The sequence below is a fragment of the Chloroflexota bacterium genome, from assembly GCA_016235055.1.
Taxonomy (GTDB): domain Bacteria; phylum Chloroflexota; class Anaerolineae; order JACRMK01; family JACRMK01; genus JACRMK01.
In genome coordinates this window covers 59,661-79,807 of the sequence record JACRMK010000007.1, presented here as the reverse complement: position 1 = coordinate 79,807, position 20,147 = coordinate 59,661, and the positions used below count along the sequence as shown (strand labels likewise).

Here is a 20,147-nt window from a genome sequence, read left to right as displayed (position 1 = left end):
GATGCCGGCTGCCACCGTGCCGGCATGACGACAGGGACGGCTCTGGCAGTTTGCCGTTGTACCTATGATACGGAAACAGTTGTGATATTTCGTGTTTCTTCGTGTCACTGCGTGGATCGGTTTTCATTCGACGCTAATCTCAGTCAGCACGAGTTGGTCGCTCAACGCAATCCACATATTTTCTTCGTCGATCGGGAACCAGTTTTTGCGGCCATACGGGTGGATGCCGACGGTCAGGCGATAGACGCCTGGCCGCAGGTCGGGCGGCATGGCCAGCCGGTGCAACGATGCGATCCGCTCGCCGCGCCGCCACGAGTCGGTCGAATCGCGCCCCGCCGACGGCGAGCCATCCTTGAACGCAACGAAGCGGTCGCCGGCATCGAGCAACTGGATTTTCAGCCAGTCATCGTCAGTCAGGTCTTTCAACGATTCCCAGTATAACCCGATTTTGAGCACATCGCCCGGGCGGGCGCGTTTGGCGGACACGTCCCAGCCGATCAACCGCAGCTTGTCCTTGAACGTCGCGCTGATCGACTGCGCGCCGGGCGGCAGCGCAGCGATACGCGGCGCGGGGGCGTAGGCGGGCGCGAAGAAGAGCGGCGGCGCAATGACGGCCAGCACACACAGCACACCGGCCAGCACCCATGGCAGGCGGCGATGCACGGCGCGCAAGCCGAATACCAGCGCCAGCACCAGCGGCGATAGCGCCGGGTAGAACAGCCGCGCTTGTTCGGTGCCGAGCACCGTCTGCGTCCAGCGAATCCACGAGGCGGCGATGATGGCCGCCAGCACAGCCAGCCATGCCACCGCCATCCAACGCGGCGAGCGCGCGAGCACGCGCCAGTCGCGCGGCATGCGCGCAACACGCAACAGCAGGCCGAGCGCGGCCAGCACGGCAAACACGCTGACAATCGCCAACAGCGGCGCGGGCAGCGCGATGCCGATCCACTCCAGCCAGAAGCTGCGATAGACCTGCGCCAGCGCGGACAACCAGCCGCCGAGATCCAGTTGCTGCGTGCGCACGGCGTTGGCGGACAGCACCAGCGGCCAGCCAAGCCAGTCGCCAAACGCGGCGATATTGTCCACAAAGTACCAGAAACTGACCGCGACCGCGACGACGTAGGCGATCAGGCTGGCGCGCGCACCGGCGATGAACCGCCCGCTGTGCAGCCACGCGGCGGCGGCGAACGCCGGCGCAACCAGCGCCGCGAACGCGAGCATACTCGTCTTGGACAGGAATCCCAACCCGAGCAGCAGCCCGATAGCGGCAGCGCGGCGGGCCGTCAGCCGCGCGCAACTCAGCAGCAGCGATACCGACTGCCAGCAGAGCAAAGCGGCGAACATGGTAGCCAGATCGTCGTTGTTGACGACCGCCGACATATAGATGAAGCCTGGCAGGAACGCGGTGCATACGGCGGCAGCCAGCGCGAAAGGCCGCTCGCCGGAGAGCGCTAACGCGGTCGCGTAGATCGCGGTGACGGTGACAACGCCCATCAGCACCGATGTCAGGCGCATCAGATGCCACGCCAGCGCCCAACCCTGATATGGAAACGCCTCGGCACGGGTGTGCAGCAGCAGCGTCTTTGGCGCATCGGGCGCGACCGGGTCGTAGTCCGCGTTGGCCTTGATAACGAAGTCGTCGGTGTTGATCCAGAACGTCAGCCCGGCGCTGATGAAGTAGTACAACGGCGGCTGGAACGCCTCGTGCTCGTTCGGTGTGGCGGGGCGGTGACCGTTCCGCACGATGTAGCGAATGATCGTGAAGTGCGGCAGTTCGTCCGGCCCTTCGCCAAGCGGAACGACGATCGACGACCATGTCGCCAGCGCGGCGAACAGGGCGAGGATATGCCAGAGGCGCAGGCGCGCCAGAACGCCGTCGAGCCGCGTCATGGCGACACGATCTCCAGCGTGCCGAGCCGCACGCGGTTGTCCGGCGTCGCGGCCGCCGACTCGACCGGCAGGTTCTGCACCGGCTGGGTGCGGTACATGCCGGCCAGCAGATCGTACGCGCCGGGCTTCGCGGTCTGTGCGATCCTTACGCGATACGGGTCGGCGATGATCTCGCCCGCCTGCCAGCGCGTGGTCGGCGAGAAGTTCAGCCCCGGCTGGCCGTCGGCCTGCCCGGCGCGCCCAGCCGCAGCATCGAGATGCACGAATACCTTGAAGTTCTCGGTGGGCGCGCGACGCGCGAACCAGTAGAGCGTCACGTCAGCCGTGTCGCCCGGATGATACGATGCGCGATCGGTACGATAGCCGATCAGCGAAATCTGACTGTCGAAGGTTGCCTGCACCGGCTGCACAACATACGCTGCCTGCGCCGCGCTCGCTTGCCAGAGCCACGTGGACGCACCCAGGCCGAGCAGCACAACCAACGCGACACCCGCACGGCGATGTGAGATGAACACGATCCCGCACAGGGCAAGCAACGCGCCAAGTGACAGCCATGCGCCGAACGTGCTGAATACGGTGCCGTCATACTCAAGCGTCACCTGATGCTCGCCGGCTGGCATATCCGCACTCGCCAGTGCCAGCGCGCCCGACGGGTAGACCGGCGCCGGAATGCCATCCACGCGCACCATCCACGGCGGGAAGTAGAACGCGTGAAACGAGAGCCGGAACGGCACGGACGTATTCACGCGGAGGACGCGCACTTCGGGTGCATAGCGTTCGGCAGCCACCGTCGCGGCCAACGGCAGGGATACGGCGGGCGCCACAGCATGCGGCAGAAAGAACTCCTCGCGCGCTTCCGTGACCCAGGCCGGCATGTACTCGAAGAGCCAGACGCCGCCATACAGGCGCGTCCACAAAGCTGTTTGGTAGTCGTACTCGCTCATGCCGGTGACGTTGATCTGCGAGGCGTCGAGCGGTTCCTTGTGCCCCGGCAGCGACTGCGCGCTGAGCGACAGCGCACCGAGCGGTGATATGACGATCAGGACCACCGCGAACGCGCCGGCCACGGCCAGAACGGGGCGCGGCAGCGACGCGCGCTGAAACGCATCGACGCCCGCGCCGATCAGCCACGCCAGCGCCAGCCCCAGCACCGCATGCAGGCGAAACGGGAACTGCACGAGCGAGAGCGGACGCAGTACGCTCCAAATGGCGGACGATAGTTCGCTCATGGCGAACAAGGCGACGAGTGCGACCGCACCCCACGCCAGCCCCGTGCGGCGCACCGGCTCATCCAGCAACCGCCAACGCGCACCGCACGCGACGATCGCAACCACGGCAGCCAGCGCCACGACCAGGCCGAGCGGGTGCTGAAGCTGCGCGGGCGCATCAGGCTGATAAATTTGGATGAGCGAACCCGAGACGAATTGCGCCAGCGGCGTCAACAGTGACGGCATATCGTCCACGCCGCCGCTGGCCTGCCCGGCGCGAATCCAGGCCGTCTCGCCGAGTGCAGGCAGCCAGTAGAACGCCGCCAGCGCGAAGCCGAGCGCCACGCCCGCGAACCAGCCGCCGAGCATGCGCAGCGGCGCACGCCGCACCGCCGGCCAGAAACGCAGCAGCAGATAGAGCGCCAGCGCGGGCAGGAACAGGAACGCCGTCAGGTTGTGCGTCAGCACCAGCGCGGCGAGCAGCAGGGCGAAGACGACGATGCGCCCGCCGAGGCGCGCCGCCGCCGGCTCGGCGATGCGCTCCGCGCTCCACGCCAGCGGCGGCAGCAACGCCAGCGCCATGAACTCGGTCAGTGTGCCGCGCATGGTGATGTCGGCCAGGTGATACGGGTAATACGCATACGCGACGGCGGCGACCAGCGACGCGATGGGACCCAGCGTGCGGCGCGCGAACAGGAACATGCCGAGCGCCGTCGCGATGATGCCAAGCGCGTAAGCGAGCTTGATGCCGTCGAGGATCGAGATGCCGCCCAGATTCAGCGCGGCGACGAGATAGTACGCCAGCGGCGCATAGTAATGCGTGACCGGGAAGCCGTAGCCAAACCCAAGCCCATCGGCCCAGCGCGGATACAACTCGCCGCCGCGCAGGCCGTCCACGAAGGCCGCGATGCGGAAGATGTGGTGCAGGCCGTCGTGCGACTGCCAGGCCGGCACGGACAGCAGCGGCCAGAGCGCCGGCACGCAGAGGGCGACGACCAGCACAAGCGCCAGCCCGTCGATCCGGCGACTACCGGCTGACAATGCGAATCGCTCCAATCGGAACCCGGTCATCAGGCAATAATACCCCGGCGCGCGCGGCAGGCAAATTCTGGCGCGTCTCGAAGCGGTACAGGCCGGCGAAGAGCGGCAGCGTGCCCGGCGGCGTGCCATCGGGTATCGTCAGCACGCGGGTATCCTCGACGAGCTCGCCCGGCGCCCAGCGCGACGTTGGCGTGAAGGCGCCGCCCGGGTCACTGTCCGATTGCGCCAGCATCGGCGCGCCCACGTGCACAAAGCTCTTGAAGTTCTCCGCGATCGGCCGTCGCGCCAGCCACGTCAGTGTGACGCGCACCGTGTCGCCCGGCCGGTAGTCGGCGCGATCGGTGCGCGCCGCAACCAGATCAGCCGCATCGCCCAGTTGCGCGCCAATCGCCAGCGGCGGTGGCGCTACGGGCGACGGCCACGCCAGCACGACGCCCGCCACGATCGCCACCGCAACAACAACAGCCAGCGCGCGGCCGCGCAGCCACCATGCACCGGCGGCGGCGCATAGAACACTGATCCACACGGCTGCTTGCTCCAGCGGCAGCAGCGCGAAGGTCACATCGAGCCGTCCCGCGCTGCCGGGCGGCAACTCAACCGTCAACAAACCCAACTCGGTTGAGGGGTACGCAGCCAGCGGCCGGCCATCGAGCGTGACGCGCCATTGCGGCAGATAAAACTGATGGAAGCGGAGCACCGCCGGACCGCTCGCCGCCGCCGAGACCTGATAGGCGCGCGATGTGTAACCCGCCGCGAGTGGTTCGACGCCGTCGACGGGCAGCGCCTGGGTCGACACGGGCGCGCGCAACGCCGCCGGGATCGCGGTGCGGTCAGCCTGCACCCACCACGGCATATACTCGGCGGTCCAGGTTGCGCCAATCTGCCGGTTCTGAAAGTCAGTCTGCCACATCGCCGCGTCATCGCTTGCCGGCGCAGGGAGCGCCTTCAGCGGCGCGTTGGCCATCGCCGCCCAGACCAAGAACGGCACGAGCAGCAATGCCGCCACGCTGCCACGCGCGCCCAACCGCGCCAGCGCGAAGCCGGCGCCGAGCGCGATGCCGAGCGCCGCGAGCGTCATGAAGCGCCACGGATATTGGAGGAACGTGAGCGGGTTGTGCAGGGCCAGCCAGATCGGGTTCGAAAGGTCGGACAGCATGAACAGCGCGCCGCCCGCCAGCAAAGCCGCCAGCACCTGCATGGGCGCATCGTTCGAGCACGCGCGCCATGCGGCAATCGCCGAGGCCAACGCGAGCACCAGTAGCGCCAGCGAAACGGGCGCGAGTGGATGATCGGCGGCGACGATCTGATCGGGCGCGTAGCGGAACGCGAGTGCGGGCTGGACGAACGACCAGAGCGGCGCGAGGTGCGCGAGGTAGCCCTGGTTTTCCAGCCCTGCGCTCAGACCGACCCAGCGGCTTTGCAGCGCGACCGGCAGCCAGTAAAACGCGCTGAGGCCCAGCGCCAGCACGACGTGCACGCTCAGCCGCCCCAAACGCGGCAAGCCGCGCTCCTGCGCGGGGACCGCGAACCACTGCCAGAGCAGCGCAAAGGGAAGCGCGATCATCGCCGTCAGGCTGTGCGTCACGACGAGCGCAAACAGACTCAGCGCAAACGTCAAGCTGCGGCGGCCGACCGGCAGCAGGATTAGCGGTAGGAATACGAAGGCGAGGTGCTCGGCGAGCGCGCCGCGCTGGTAGGTCTCCACGATGCGATAGGGGAAGTACACATAGGCGACGGCTGCGCACAGCGCGGGCAGCGCAGGCACATAGCGCCACGCCAGCGCAAAGAACGCCACGCCCGATGCCGCGTAGCCAAATGCAAACGCCAGCTTGAGCGCATCCACCGTGCCGGCGCCAAATCGCAGGAACAACACACCGGCGTAGTAACTCAGCGGCCCGTAATAGGCGAGCACCGCCTGCCCGTAGCCGTAGGCGAACGAGGGAAACAGACGCGGGTAGAACTCGCCCTGACGGAGCGCATCGTTCAGTGCGGCGATGCGGTAGAGATGGAACAGGCCATCATCGCTGGCGAAGAACGGCGCGGCCCAGAGGGGCGCGGCCGCCCACAGCGACAGCAGCGCAACCGCCGTGGGCCAGCCGAGCTTCCTGATCATCGCCCGCTCGCGGCCGGACCGACCCGGATGCGCGCCAGTTCGAGCACGCTCCCCGGCGTGCCAGCCACCGGCAGGTCGGCGTTCTGGCGCGGCGAGAACACGGAAAGCTGAAGGCGGTACTCGCCGGGAGGCGCATCAGGCGGAACAAGCAACCCGTGCCGGTCGGGCATCGAGTCACCGGGCACCCAATCGTCGATCGGGCAGAAGCCGTCGCACGGTTTCGTCACACGCTCGACCACGACCCGGTCGGCCGCATCGACGAGGCGCAGCGTCATGAGCAGTTGAAGCGGCTGCGGGATCGGCTTCAACGCGTGCCACTTCAACTCGATGGCGAGGCTGTCGCCGGGCGCAGCCGTGTTTGCCGAAAGCGCCGCCTGCTCCAGCAAGAGCCACTCGCCAAACGACGACTGCCACAGCCGGGGCGGCTGCAATGTACTGCCTGAGGCGTACAGCGCGACTGCCTGCCCGTTCTTGAACCAGAAACGCAGGACCGGGTATGCGTTCAGCGCCAGCCAGCGCGGCACGTTGTTGCCGGGATCGACGACGATTGCCTGTTCCGACACCACCCACAGGCGCGCACTACTGTTCTGCAGCGCGCGCATCCCCGGGTCGATGTCTACGAGTTCGGCGGCCTCGGCATTGGTTGGGATGTAGCGCTGCGGCAAGCCGCCCTTCAGATAGTAGAGCGCCAGCGGCCATTGGCCGGGACCATGCAGGATGATCGTGTCGCCGGGCCGCCCGTTGGTGTTCACCACGTTGGACATCTCGCGGTACGGGCTCTTGATGAAGCCGTAATTCTGGTTTAGCCCGTAGAGGCCGATCACGGCCAGCAGCAGCCCGGCGGCGGCGGCGCGGCGCGGGTGCGTCCGCAGCGAGAGCAAGCCGGATGCCAGCAGCAGCAGCCAGGCGGGAATCGTCACAAACAGGTAGCGCGCGGCATACACGTACGGCACCACCGTTGCCAGCAGCACGGGCACAATCGCCACCGCAAACAGCCACGCGCGCAGCGGCGCGCCGCGCGACCAGGCATCGAGATGCCGGTGCGCCCAGAGGATGCCGAGCAGCACCAGCAGCCAGCCCAGCGCCGACAGCAGGTAATCCGGCAGGTCCAGCGGGCGAATCACGACGCCGCCGACCATCAGGTCCACCGCAATGCGCGCCGTCTCGTCAAAACTGCGCCCCGCAAACAGCGGGTTGCGGAACGCCAGCCCGACCGACGCCACCGCGCCGCGCGCGCTGAACAGCCAGGCCGCCAGCGCCCCACCCAGCACCAGATGCGCCAGCGCCAGCGGCAACCCAACGCGCCGCCACAGATCGCGGCGGCTCAGGAGATACACGTCCTCGGCGGCCAGCAACAGTAGTGCGTAGTAGTGTACGCTCAATGCCAGCGCAATGAACAAGAAGTGCAGCCAGGCCGCCCGGCTATCGCCGCGCACCCAGCGCAGGAAGTAATCGGCCGCCAGCACCGACAAGCACATGACCAGCGTATACATGCGTGCTTCCTGCGAGTACGTCACGAGAAACGGCATCGGTACGGCGAGTAGCGTCGCCAGCAGGGCCAGCCGGTGATCGAAGTGACGGCGCGCGAAGCGGTAAAAGAGCGGCACGAACAGCACGCCGAAGAAGAGCGAAAAATAGCGCAGTGCGAACTCGGTCGTGCCGGCCGCGTTCATCCAAAGCAGGAACGGCCAGTAATAGACGGGCGGATGCTCGCCGGGCGACAGGCGCGCATAGTCCAGGATGCCGGCCAACCCCTTGCCCGCGATGTAGTAGCTGGCCGCCTCGTCAAACCAGAACCCGGCGGCATACAGCCAGTGCAGGCGCAGCATGAAGGCGCCCAGCACGAGCGACAGCCAGAACAGGCGGCTCGGCAGGCGGGTGCGGACGGCCAGGAGATCACTGGCAGCGGATAGGCCGGATGGGACAGTTGGTGTCACAGTCATTGGGCAGTTGCCACCGCGCGGAATACCGGCGCAGCGGCCCGCATCGGATTGTGCTACACCCGGCGCGGATTCGCAAATCAGGGGGGCGGCAGAACCCGCACCATCGGGCCCTCAGAATGCCAGGCCGGCGCGCCATTGAGCGGGTACAGGATCACCTGCACCGTGTAGTCGCCCGATGGCGTGTCTTCTGGCACCAGCAAGCCGTAGCGGTCGTCGAGCACGTCGTCAGGACGCCATTGCGAGGTTGGCACCCGCCCGTCGAGCGGCCGCCGGTCCAGTTGGCGAATCACCCTGCCGTCCGCGCCGATCAGGCGCACCGACGCCTGGTAATCGGCCGGCAGCGTGGCGGTCGCCTGCCAGCGCAGAATAACCGGCAGCACATCGCCCGCGTAGACCGCAGCCGACATGCGCACTGTCAGCGTCAGCGGTAGCGCGGTCTGCACACTGGCGGGCGCGGCCGCGCGCAGTGATGCTTCGGTCGGCGTCGCAAAGAGCAGGACGCGGATACCGTTGAACCAGCGCGACGACGTCTGGAAGCCGTTGGCTGCCAGCCAGTCCTCGGTCGGGCCGGGCGGGTGGAAATACAGCACCACCCACCAGCGGTCACGCTTCGGCGTCTCGCGCATCAGGAATGCGGTGGCCTCCGCGATGTCCTGCGGGTCGAACTGGCCCTCATCGAACGCCGTCACCTTCTGCTGCGAGAAGTAGCGGTAGAACGCTTTGTTGGGGTCGGGCCCGTCGAAGATCAGCCCGTCGCCATCGCGGCTCAAGCGATCGATATACTGCGCCGCGCTGCGAAAGTCCGGCTTGGCGACCAGCGGGTCGGCATAGATGCGGGCCAGCGAAAGCGCGCTGCCACACAGCATGCCGATCAGCGCCAGCACCGCGACGGGACGCCGCCAGCGCGCCGCACCGCGCCACAGCCCGGCGAGTGCGGCAGCCAGCAGGAGCGCAAAGAACGGCGTGACGACAATCAGGTAGCGCTCATGATAGCCCGGCTTGCGCAGTGCCAGCGCCATCATCAGCACGAATGGCACAGCGACGCCCGCGAGCGGCAGCCATGCCGGCAGGCTGCGCACGCGCGCCAGCACGAACGCCCCCACGGCGAGCAACACGAGAAAGCCGAGCGCCAGCCATTGCCACGGTTCGCCGATCGTGCTGCCGACCGAGTAGGCCACCAGGTAGCGCCACGGCAGTGAGAGCGGATCGGCGGCTTCCTGCCAGCCGGGGAACGACAGCGCACCGAGTGCGCGCGGCAGCCACGGCAGGCACAGCACGCCCAGCAGTCCGTAGCCAACGCCAAACACGCGCCATGACCGGCGATCACGCCACCAGACCAGCGCGCTCCACAACCCCAACGCAGCCAGCGCGAGCGCGGCGAAGAAGTGCGTATAGAGCCCGGCCGCCATTAGCAGCGCAAACGCGATCCACGACCGCCTGCTGCGCCGGCTGGCGACGGCAGCCAGCAGCGCCCAGGCTGCGCCGGCCACCAGCGCGACGAGCAGGCTGTACATGCGCGCTTCCTGCGCGTACCAGATCTGCAACGGGTTGACCGCCAGCAGGAGCGCGGCCAGCCACGCCACCGCGCGCTGCCCGGTCGCTGCCAGACCGAGTCGGTATGCGAGCGGCACAGCCAGCACGCTGAACCAGAGCGAGAAGAAGCGCACAGCGAAATCGCCCTCGCCCGCCACGCCCATCCAGTAGTGCAGGCTGACGAAGTAGAGCGGCACGTGCTCGGCGGGCAGGTTCGCCAGCAGCGCGGGAATGTCCAGCTGCGCGCGCAGGACGCTGATGCCCTCGTCGCTCCAGAACGACATCGCGTCAAGGTGATAGACGCGCAAGGCGAATGCGGCAAGCACGATACCTGCCAGGGCGAGCCGCTCAAACCGCCGCGCGCTCACGGCTGCACCTCAATTCCGTCGATCAGCAGGCGGTCATCGGGCAGGCGCGCACCGTGCGCATCAGTCAGCGGCAGGCGCCGACCGGTGCCGGAGTCGTACAGACCGACCTCGATCATGTAGCGACCGGCAGCGGCATCGCCGGGGATATGCACGCTGCGCGCGTCGTCAATCCACTCGCCAGCCTCCCATTGATAGGTCGGGCGCGCGCCATCCAGCGGCGGCGCGTCCTGCTGCGCGCGCAGCACGCCGCCCGCGTCGAGCAGGTGCACGAAAACGACGTAGTTCGGCTTCATCGGCGCGAGCGCCTGCCACTGCAACGTGATGCGCAAGTCGTCGCCCGGCCGCAGCGCATCGGCGGCCAGCACATAGCGCGCCAGCACGATGCGGTCGCCGGCGGTCAACGCGACGTCGACCGTGCGCGGCGCGGGCGGCTCGGGGCGCTGCGCCGCAGCGAGCGCGCCGCTCCAGCCCTCGGTCAGGTCGCTCAGAATCGTGCCGGCGCCGCCGGGCGTCAACTGCTCCCAGTTGATCAGTCGGTCCGGCCGGCCGGTCGTCTTGCCGGCATACAGATCGGCGGCTGGCGGGAGCGCAGACGGGAAGCGATAATCGGCAATCGCGACGATGCGAATGTCGGCGGCCGCATAGACGCTCTTGAAGTTCTGTGGAAACAGGCGCAGGCCCTGCACCAGGTTTGGCGCGCCGTTGCGGTCGGCGTCGCTCAGTACTATGTGGGTGACGCCGTGCCGTTGCGCGAACGCCATCAGATCCGCGAACGGCGCCGACGGCGTGGCGATGACGGTGCGCCCGGAGAAGTAGCGCGTCTCGGCGGCGCGGCGCGTCAGTAGCACCGCATCGGCCGGCAGGTGCGCGTCCGCCCACTCCGCCGCTTGCACGATCGGGCCGCGGTATGCGGGCGATGCGAGCGTGTTCGCCCACACGCCCAGATAGGCCACGGCGAACAGCAGATAGAGGCCGCCCAGCCCGAACGCCAGCGCACGCTTCAGCCGCCCGCGCTCGAACAGCGCCACCAAGCCCGCACCGGCCAGCAGCAACAGGAACGGGGCGATCAACTGGCCGTGCCGCACCTCCGTGCTGTTGCCCGCATAGCCGGGGTAGCCGATGCCCAGCGCGGACTGCGCCAGCGCGACTGCGCTGAACAACCAGAGCAGCGATCGCGCGCGACCGGCCGGCAAAGTGTATGCCGCACCCACCGCGATCAGCAAGAAAACGGGCATCAGGCCGGGCTGCGTGGCGTAGAGGATGCCGTCCGAAAACAGGTTCTCGATGAAACGCGCGTAGTTGAATATGCGGATGCCCGCCGCGCCGCCGACGCCGCCAACGTAGTCGAGATACTCGGCGAGGTTCCATGATCCGATGGTGTACCAGAGCGGCCAGCGCGGCAGCAGGGCATAAGCGCGCTCGCTGTAGAATGGCGTGCCGAATGTCTGCCACAGGTAGGCCGACCGCGCGGCAAAAACGAGCAGCGGCTCGGCAATCAGCATTACCGCGTCGGCAGGGCGGCGCCCCGCCAGCCACCATGCGCCGGCCAACGCCACGACCAGCACCACCGCATCCTCGCGCGCCAGCGCAGCGAGCGCGGCGGACAACCCCGCAACCAACGCCAGCGACCGACGCCGGCCGGATGGCGCGTGTACGTATGCGGCCAGCAACGCCAGCGCAAGATAGTAGAATAGCGTCGCCGTCGTATCGGTCCAGCCGCCGATGCCGAGCATATGGTAGAACGGGTTCAGCGTGAAGAGCAGGGCGGTGAGCATGCCGGCACGCGCGCCGAACAGTTGCCGCCCCAACGCATAGAGCGGGAGCGCGGTCAGCGCCGTGGCGAGCGCCGAAACCGCGTTGGCCACGGCGAGCGACTCGCCAAACACCGTCATCGCCGCCGCGACGATCAACGGGTAGAGCACGCGGTCGCCGACCGGGAATGGCGGATGCGTCGTCGCCGCGTTCACGACGTTCTTGATCTCCAGCGACAGGCCGCGCCCATGCACGAGATTGAGCGCTTCCTGGTAGTACGTCGCCAGATCGGCAAACGGCTCCAAGTGCCGCGTCGCCGCTGCGACCATGATCAGCGCGTTGATGGCGGTTGCGGCCAGCACGATCACCGTCAGGCGCGACGGGCGGTACCAGGCGCTGCTCACGGCGCCTCCGCTCCGTCGATCACGAGTTGGCCGTCGGGCAACAGCGCGCCCTGCGCGTCGCGCACTGGCAGCCGCACCCCACTCTGCGGGTCGTAGAAGCCCAGCGCCACGCGCAGTTTCTGCGTGGGCAGATTGGCCGGCAGGCGCATGGCATGATGATCGATCAGCGTCTCACCCGGCGTCCATGCCGTCGCCGGCGCAAGATCAGCCACCAGTTCGGCATCGCGCTGTGCAATGACCTTGCCCTGCGCGTCCAGCACGTGCACGAAAACCTTGTAGCGCGCCGGCAGCGGGCCCGCAACCTGCCACTGCAGCGCCAGCCGCACGACATCGCCACCGCGCACCGTCGCGGGGCCGACAGCATAATTGCGCAATCTGATCGCGTCGCCGAATTGCGCCCCGCTGGTTTGTACTGGCGTATCTGCGGCGGGTGGCGCATACGAAAGCAGGCGAACGCTGCCAAACCAGCGACCCTCCAGCGGGTACAGGTGCTCGGCCAGCCAGCGTTCGGAGCCGGTGGGCGCGAACAACGCGGCGTAGTAAGTCGCGCCCGGAGCCGAGAGATCGGTGCCCGAGACGGCGCCACGCCACGGGGCGAGGCGGGCGCCGCCCCGGTAGTAGTAGGGCAGAACGCCATCCTGCAGGGGCGAATCCATCACGACCACGTCGCGCGCAGTCGCCGCGCCGTCGAGGAACTTGCCCAGATCGCGAAAGGCGCGATCGTCGCCGCGCGCACTGCGGTACATGATGGAGCGCGCCAGCAGGTCGGGGTCGTCGGTCGGGTATGATTCCGCGTCATAGACGACCGGCCCGCCCGCCGGGTAGCGGTTGTTTTCATGGATGCGGATGCGCGTCGCACCGCGCACGCGCACCTCACCCCAGAGGTGGAACGTGTCGGCCAGATCGGCCGGCGCCTTGCCGGCGCGCGGCGCGTTTTCCGCCTGCAAGTAGTACCGCGGCTCGTCGGCACGCGCCGCCTCGATGTCGCGCACGTACCAATCGGTGACCAGGTAGGTCTCGTTGGTATCGAACTTACCGCGCAAGACGCCCTGCCGGTACAGCACGCTGACGACGTTCCAGCCGTAGCGATACGGGAAGCCAAAAAAGTAGTCGGTCGGGCGCGTTTTAACCGGGCTCGGCGACCACGCCAGCGCCGACGCCGGGTAGTTCAGCCCGTACTCGTCCGGGCTGATGAAGGCGATATAGCCGAACGTGCATGCCGCCGCCAGAGCCAGCGCGCAGAGCGCAGTGCGCGCACGCGCCAGCCACGGCGCGGAGCCGAGCCCGCCCGTCACCTGATCAGCCGCCAGCAGCGCCACGGCCGGCATCAGCGTGTAGAAGTGCAAACCGGCCGACTTGATCAATGTGGCGTAGACGATCAGGTAAGCCAGCAGCCAGAGCGCGACCGGGCGCGACGGCTCATCGTTGCGCGGCGAAGCCAGCAGCGTAACCAGCAGCGCCAGATACACGCCGATTGAGAGATTCCATGCACCAAACTGCAGGAACTCCGGCCACAGAAACGGCACAGCCGCCAGTACGGCCAGCACAGACGTGCGGCGCGTCAGCCGGCGCAGCAACGCAATGCCCGCAACGAGCAAGAGCAGGCCGACTGCCGGGCTGGCATTGTAGAACGTCGCGTGCGCCATGAACTCCGGCAGGCTGTTGAACAGGCCGTAGCCGACGCGCGCATCGTAGTAAGTCCTGGCCTGCGCGGTCTTCGGAGCGAGCGCGAGTTGCACGTAGAAGAGCGCGGGCGGTATCACCGCCAGCAGCGACACCAGCGACAGTCCGCCGAGCACCGGCAGCGCAGAACGCCAGCCGCCCTGCCGCAGCGGCCAGAGCCAGCGGCGCGCGACAACGTAGGCCAGCACCAGCCCAACGACCAGGCCATCCCAGTGCGTCAGCGTGCCGAACGACCAGAACAGCGCGCCCATCGACAGGCAGTAGACCTGCTCGCGGCGCGTCGCCGCCTGCTGGAAGCGCAGCGCGAACCAGACGACGAGCGTGAGCATCAGCAGCACGACACCTTGATACTGCACCAGGCGGCTGAACGCCAGGAAGATGCCCTCGACGCCGATGATCAGCCCGGCGATGACGGCGGTTCGACGGCCATAGAAACGCTCACTGATCAACACGGTCACGGCTACGGCAGCCAGCGACGCGATTGCAAACGGCAGGCGCGCCGTCGTCTCGTCGAAGCGGCCGGCTGTGCCCGCCGCGACCGCCGCCAGCCAGATCTCGGTCGGGCCTTTGCGGTGTTCGAGGATCACGTTGCTCTGGCCGAGCAGCAACGAGCGCGCCGACTGCACCACGTCGAGCTCGTCGTCGTAATACTCGCCATAACCCAGCATGGCCAGGCGGAAGAACGCGGCAACGGCCAGCACCAGCAGCCACCCGGCCAGCGGAACCTGCAAACCGACTTCGGGAGCGCGGGGCGCGGGGGGCGCAGCCCGGCGCGCCTGCACAAGCGCGATAAGCGACAGCAGTGAGGTCATGGCCGCGACGATGACAGCCCAGCGTTCCAGGATGCCCATGCCGTTTCGCAGCGACGCACCCCAGACCGCCAGCATGGAGAGCACGACGCTGGTGCCGAGCGCCACCACCACGCGCTCCGGCCACGCGCGCGGCCGCAAGTCGGCGGGCAGCGCCAGCACGAGCGCCGCGCCGGGCAGCGCGAACACGAGCAGGTAGGCGGCGACGACCGCTGGCAGCGTGCCGCTGCCCAGCGCGACCGATACTACACTAAGCAGAGCGAGCAGCAGCACCAGCATCGGCGGCGCAAAGCGTGAGCGGAGCATGCGATTCATCATTACGGCATCACCGGCAAGCCGAGCACGACGGCGTCATTTTCGTAGCGGGTGCCGTCTGAGCGATAAGCGGGCAGGCGTTTCAGCCTGTCCGGCGCGTACATGCCCACCGCGAGCCGGTACTCGCCCGGCGGCAGATCAGCGTCAAGCGCCATCGCATACTCGTCGATGATCCACTCGCCCGGCTTCCAGTCGTTCGTGGCATAACGTCCCTGCAACGGCGGGCGATCTTCCTGCACGACCAGATGACCATCGGGCGCGAGCAGGTGCGCGAACACGGTGTACGCGCGGTCAATCGGTCCAATGCGCTGGAAGTAGAGCGTAACCGACAGTATCTGCCCGGCCGCAATACGCGCGCCGGAACGCCGGTTCAGGTCAAAGCCGGCGAAGCCGATACCGTCGCCAATGCGTGCCGCCTGCGGAAATTGAGGGTGCGCATCGCGCAGGTACAGTCGATACGGTGACACCGGTTTCTGGAACGCCGAGCGGACCAGATGAAAGTTATCCTGCACCCATGCGCCAAACGGTTCGGCTGTTTCGAGGCGGCCGCTCCAGAAGAGGACGCCGTTGGCGCCGCTCGCGCGGGCGCCGTCAATCAGTGTTTGCGGCGTCAGGCTGCCGCTCACCAGCCGCGCCGACGAGGTGTCCGCAAACGCCGGCGGCGACTCGCGTTCGGCGCGCAGGGCGATCACCTGCGCGTCGCTGACGAGCAGATCCGTGGACGGCGTTACGGCGCGCAGCAGCCCGATCGCCTCTTCAGCGTCCGGCTGGGCTGGCGGCGCAATGACCGCAGCCAGCCGGTCGGGCAAGCCGATCAGGGTCGCCAGAACGGCCAGCGCGACGAGTGCGCTCGTGGCCCGCAGTGCCGTGCGGCCCGCCGCCAGATCGTCCGCGATGTGCGCCACGCCCGCGCCGGCCAGCGCCGCCAGCGGGAAGACCAGCACCACCGGATGGTGCGAGGGGAACAGCGGCGATTGCCAGGCCAGCGTCACGAAGCCGGCCGCGAACCAGAGCACAATGGCGGCCAATGTGACCCGCTCTGTGCGCCCGCGCCAGATCGATGCCGCCACAGCCCACAGCGACGGCACGACGAGCCACAGGTTCGCGCCGAGGAACTGCGCCAGCGCCGCCAGGTTGCCGGCCAGATCATCGCCATAGGCGGCGCGCTTGCGAACGTGAAACCAGATCGCCTGATCGAGCATGGCTGGCACATCGAAGGCGAGCAACGGCGCGAGCGAGAGCAAGCCGACCACCAGCGAGCCGAGCACGGCCAAACGCCAGGTGGTGCGATGCCGTAATAGGCCAGCCAGCACGATCACGCCGAAGCCGGCCACGCCGCCAACCGCCACCAGCTTCACCCACAGCGTCGCAGCGAGCACGATCTCGCCGATCAGCAGGAAACGCACGCGCCCATCCCGCAGATAGCCGAGCGCCAGCGCAATGGACAGCGCCATCAGCGCGCCCGATGGCAGGTCGGACATGGCGGCGCGCGACCATTGGAAGAACTGCGGGGTCACGAACAGCAGCAGCGCGGCGGACAACCCGGCGACCGCTTTGTAGCGCGGCGCGAGCATCTGCGCGATGACTGCTGTGCCAAGCAGGCCCACCGCGGCGAGCAACACGGTCACGAAGCGCGCGCTGGTCAGCGTCGCGCCCAGCAGGCTGTAGCCCGCGACGACCGCCATCAGATAGCCGGGCGTGTAGGCGGCGAACGTCTCCGTGTAGAGGGGGTGGCCGCGAAAGACGAGCCAGGCGCCGAAGGCATGCGCGCCCTCGTCGTAGTCCCAGCTCGCGCCGTCGAGATGCAGCGCCGCCCACAGTACGAACAGCGCCGCAGCCGGCGCCACCGGGTAGGCAAGCAGCCAGCGCGTCGCTCGCATCACGGCGTGCCCTCCGCCGCGAACGTCACGTTGTCGGCCAGCGGCCGGCCGGCTGCGTCGAGCACGCGCGCCCGCGCGCCGTCGACGCGATCATACCAGCCGAGCGCGAACTGCAGGGAACCGCGCACCGACTCCGGCCAGACCTCGTACGTCTCGATCACGATGTCGCCGGGGCTCCAGACGGTCGTCGGGTACGAGCCGTTGCCGGGGCGGCGGTCGCGCTGCGACACGCGCTTGCCATTGGCATCGTTCAGGTGAATGAAGAGTGTGTAGTCGCGCGACACCGGCTTGAGCGCCTGCCAGACGAGCGTCAACTGGAACGGTTTCTGGCGGTCGGGCGAATCCGCCACGCGATAGCCGACCAATCGGATCTCGCCCTCGAAGTCGGCGTTGAGCAAACGCTTCGGCGTCACGGGCAGCGCAGACGGCAAGCCGCCCGCGTCGGCCGGGATCGCCGCCGGCGCAATCACATACTCGACGAGCAGCGGCGCACCGTTCGAGCCGGGCACGATCTGCTTTTGCGCCAGCACGCCGTACGTCCGCTCGAACTCGTCCATGTAGGCCGGGTCGGCGTCGGAAGGGAAGGCGTACAACATGCCTTTCTGCGCGCCGCGCGCCGGCAAGACCATCACCTCGCCGTTGTCGAACGACTTGAGCCGGGCGTTGCGCGTGAGCAACTCGAACGTCGCGTGCTGCGACAGCAGGGGCGGCGTGAACACGCGGTTTGCCGCCGACTGCGCGACCAGTTGGCGCGCCGCGTCGAGCTTGTCCACATCGTAGGCGACGTACAACTCCGGGCGCGCGGGAAAGACGTCAAAGTAGTCGTGATAGGTCGCAACAGTGCCCAATAGCAGCGCGAGCGCGCAGGCCGCGCCCGCCAGCCGTCCGGCTGCGCGCAGGGGCAGCAGCCGGCGCGACAGGTGACGCAGCAGGTAGAACGCCTGCAGCGCACCCCAGGCCGGCAGCACGAAAAGCGCCGGCAGCGTGCCGATCGCGCGCGAGAAGTTCGGCGCGCCGTCGGACAGCAGCGTCGGCACCAGCATGACCGGCAGCCAGATCGCCAGCAGGATCGCCGCCGGCTGCTTGGCGCGCAGTCGGACCACCCATTCAACCAGGCCGAGCACGAAGAACACCGCCGCGGCCGCATCGAAGACCGGCCGGCCCGCCAGGTTATGAATCCAGGCAGCATCGCCGCGCACAAAGAACATGCCGGCGACCGCCAGGGCGTTCGACGCCAGCGCGCCAAGCACGCTGCCGCCCGCCACGCGCTGGTCGGTGATCGCAACAACCGTCGGATGGCCGACGAACGCATCGGGATTCTGCAGGAAGTAGATCCCGAGCGGCAGGAACACCACGAGCGACACGACGGCGATGATCAGCAGGTCGCGCAGCAGCGGCCAGGCGCGGTCCGGCGCGAAGTGCTTGAGCGGCGAATCGGCGCCCAGCCACCACGTCCACGCATACCAGAACACGACGATGACGGGGATGAAACGCGCGGCCGGGTGCGCGTAGATCGACAGACCGAGCAGGACGCCGCATGCGAGCAGCGCGCTCAACGGCGCGCCGGGCAGGGCGTGCCAGTTCTTCGCGGCGCGCGCGATCACCCATTCACGCCGCGCGCCGGGGCGTGTCGCCGCCCAGAGCGACAGGACGATCGCGGTTAGCGCCAGCGGCATCAGAATCGCGCGGATGCCGTAGCGTGAGAAGTGGATGTGCCAGTAGGAGACGGCCATGAACAGCGCGGCCAGCGCCGCCACGGTGCGCTCGTCGTCCGGCATGACGTGTCGCCAGAGCACGTAGCATAATGCGACGCTGGCGATGCCGACGAGCGCCGAGGCCAGGTGCAGCGCGAATGGCGTCGCCACGCCGAGCATGGCGATGAACGGGGCGATCAGGTAGACGTAGAGCGCTTCGCGCCCGCCGTTGGCCTCGAAGAAGAGCGGGCGCTCGCCGCCGAGGATGCGCAGCGCGTCGGCGGCGTTATACGCCTCGTCGAACTGGAAGCCGGGCGGCGTCTGCTCCAGCCGCCAGAGGCGAAAGACGGCAGCCACGGCGACGACGCCGAGCAGCAGCAGCCAGTCTGTTTTCGTCCAGCGTGTCGTCATGTGGATAAAGACAGATCGGGGGCGGCGCGCCGGGCCGTCCGCCCGCGCGCCCGCCCCCGATCGGCAAAGCCTGCGACGGTTACTCCAGCGTCTCGCGCACGACGTAGATCGGCTTGTTCTGCGACTCGTGATAGGTGCGCACGACCATCTCGCCGAGCAAGCCCATCATCACCAGTTGCACGCCGATGATGACGAGCAGTACCGCCAACATCAACGCCGGGCGCTCGCCGATGTTCTGCCCGCCGATCAGCTTGAGCGCGCTCAGGTACAACCCCAGCGCCGTGCCGGCGATGAACGACAACAGGCCGACCGAGCCGAAGATGTGCAGCGGCCGCGTCGAGTAGCTCAACAGAAAGCGCACCGTCAGCAGGTCGAGGAAGACGCGGATCGTGCGTGACAGCCCGTACTTGGACCGGCCAAAGCGGCGCGGGTGATGGTTGACCGGCACCTCGGCGACGCTGACGCCCATCGACGACGCCACGGCCGGAATGAAACGGTGCATCTCGCCGTACAGCCGGATGCCCTTGACCACCTCGCGGCGGTATGCCTTCAGCGAGCAGCCGTAATCGTGCAAGCGCACGCCGGTCACCCACGAGATTAGCCGGTTCGCGATCATAGACGGCAAGCGACGCGTCAGGAAGACGTCCTGCCGCTTAACGCGCCAGCCGCTGACCACATCAAAGCCTTCATTGATTTTGCCGAGCAACAGGCCGATGTCGGCGGGATCGTTCTGCAGATCGGCATCCATCGTCACAACGACGTCGCCGCGCGCCAGGTCGAAACCGGCCGAAAAGGCCGCCGTCTGCCCGAAGTTGCGCCGGAAGCGAATCACCTTCAGGTGCGGGTCGGCGTCGTGCCACGCTTTCAGCTTCTCGAAGCTGCCGTCGCGGCTGCCGTCGTCGATCACAATGATCTCGTACGGCACACCCAATGCGCCCAGCGCCTCGCCGAGCCTGGTCTGCAGCAGCGCGATGCCGCCCACCTCGTTCAGCAGCGGAATCACGACCGACAACTGCGGCTCCAGATGCGCCACCACCTTGACTTCGCGCGGCGCTTCCGCTTCGGATCGCGCCGGCCGGATATGCATCAAACCGCGCACAAAG

At 68.0% G+C, this 20,147-nt stretch carries 10 protein-coding genes; all 10 read right to left on the bottom strand.

All coding sequences use genetic code 11. The features are described from left to right. Window positions 1-123: 123 nt before the first annotated feature. The gene (locus HZB53_01755; protein MBI5876348.1) at window positions 124-1,890 is read right to left on the bottom strand and encodes a glycosyltransferase family 39 protein; all 1,767 of its coding nucleotides are present in this window, start codon (window positions 1,888-1,890) and stop codon (window positions 124-126) included. Then, window positions 1,887-4,139: a hypothetical protein gene (locus HZB53_01750; GenBank protein ID MBI5876347.1), complete on the bottom strand. Its 2,253-nt coding sequence runs from the start codon at window positions 4,137-4,139 to the stop codon at window positions 1,887-1,889. Before HZB53_01750 ends, HZB53_01755 begins: the two co-directional genes overlap by 4 nt. Beyond that, window positions 4,126-6,252 carry a hypothetical protein gene (locus HZB53_01745; GenBank protein MBI5876346.1) on the bottom strand — a complete coding sequence of 709 codons (2,127 nt, stop codon included), beginning with the start codon at window positions 6,250-6,252 and terminating at the stop codon, window positions 4,126-4,128. The genes HZB53_01750 and HZB53_01745 overlap by 14 nt, the downstream gene beginning before the upstream one ends. Beyond that, window positions 6,249-8,195: a glycosyltransferase family 39 protein gene (locus HZB53_01740; GenBank protein ID MBI5876345.1), complete on the bottom strand. Its 1,947-nt coding sequence runs from the start codon at window positions 8,193-8,195 to the stop codon at window positions 6,249-6,251. The genes HZB53_01745 and HZB53_01740 overlap by 4 nt, the downstream gene beginning before the upstream one ends. Before the next feature lie 77 nt (window positions 8,196-8,272). Then, a complete protein-coding gene (locus HZB53_01735; GenBank protein ID MBI5876344.1) occupies window positions 8,273-10,096 on the bottom strand; it encodes a glycosyltransferase family 39 protein in 1,824 nt (607 codons plus the stop codon). Continuing rightward, window positions 10,093-12,252 carry a glycosyltransferase family 39 protein gene (locus tag HZB53_01730; GenBank protein MBI5876343.1) on the bottom strand — a complete coding sequence of 720 codons (2,160 nt, stop codon included), beginning with the start codon at window positions 12,250-12,252 and terminating at the stop codon, window positions 10,093-10,095. Before HZB53_01730 ends, HZB53_01735 begins: the two co-directional genes overlap by 4 nt. Then, window positions 12,249-15,050, bottom strand: coding sequence for a glycosyltransferase family 39 protein (locus tag HZB53_01725; protein MBI5876342.1), 2,802 nt, complete (start codon window positions 15,048-15,050; stop codon window positions 12,249-12,251). Before HZB53_01725 ends, HZB53_01730 begins: the two co-directional genes overlap by 4 nt. Before the next feature lie 11 nt (window positions 15,051-15,061). Next, window positions 15,062-16,942: a glycosyltransferase family 39 protein gene (locus HZB53_01720; GenBank protein MBI5876341.1), complete on the bottom strand. Its 1,881-nt coding sequence runs from the start codon at window positions 16,940-16,942 to the stop codon at window positions 15,062-15,064. Beyond that, window positions 16,939-19,044 (bottom strand): hypothetical protein, encoded by a 2,106-nt coding sequence (locus HZB53_01715; protein MBI5876340.1) that lies wholly within the window; start codon window positions 19,042-19,044, stop codon window positions 16,939-16,941. The genes HZB53_01720 and HZB53_01715 overlap by 4 nt, the downstream gene beginning before the upstream one ends. Window positions 19,045-19,123: 79 nt before the next feature. Further along, window positions 19,124-20,131, bottom strand: coding sequence for a glycosyltransferase family 2 protein (locus HZB53_01710; GenBank protein ID MBI5876339.1), 1,008 nt, complete (start codon window positions 20,129-20,131; stop codon window positions 19,124-19,126). Window positions 20,132-20,147: the final 16 nt, after the last annotated feature.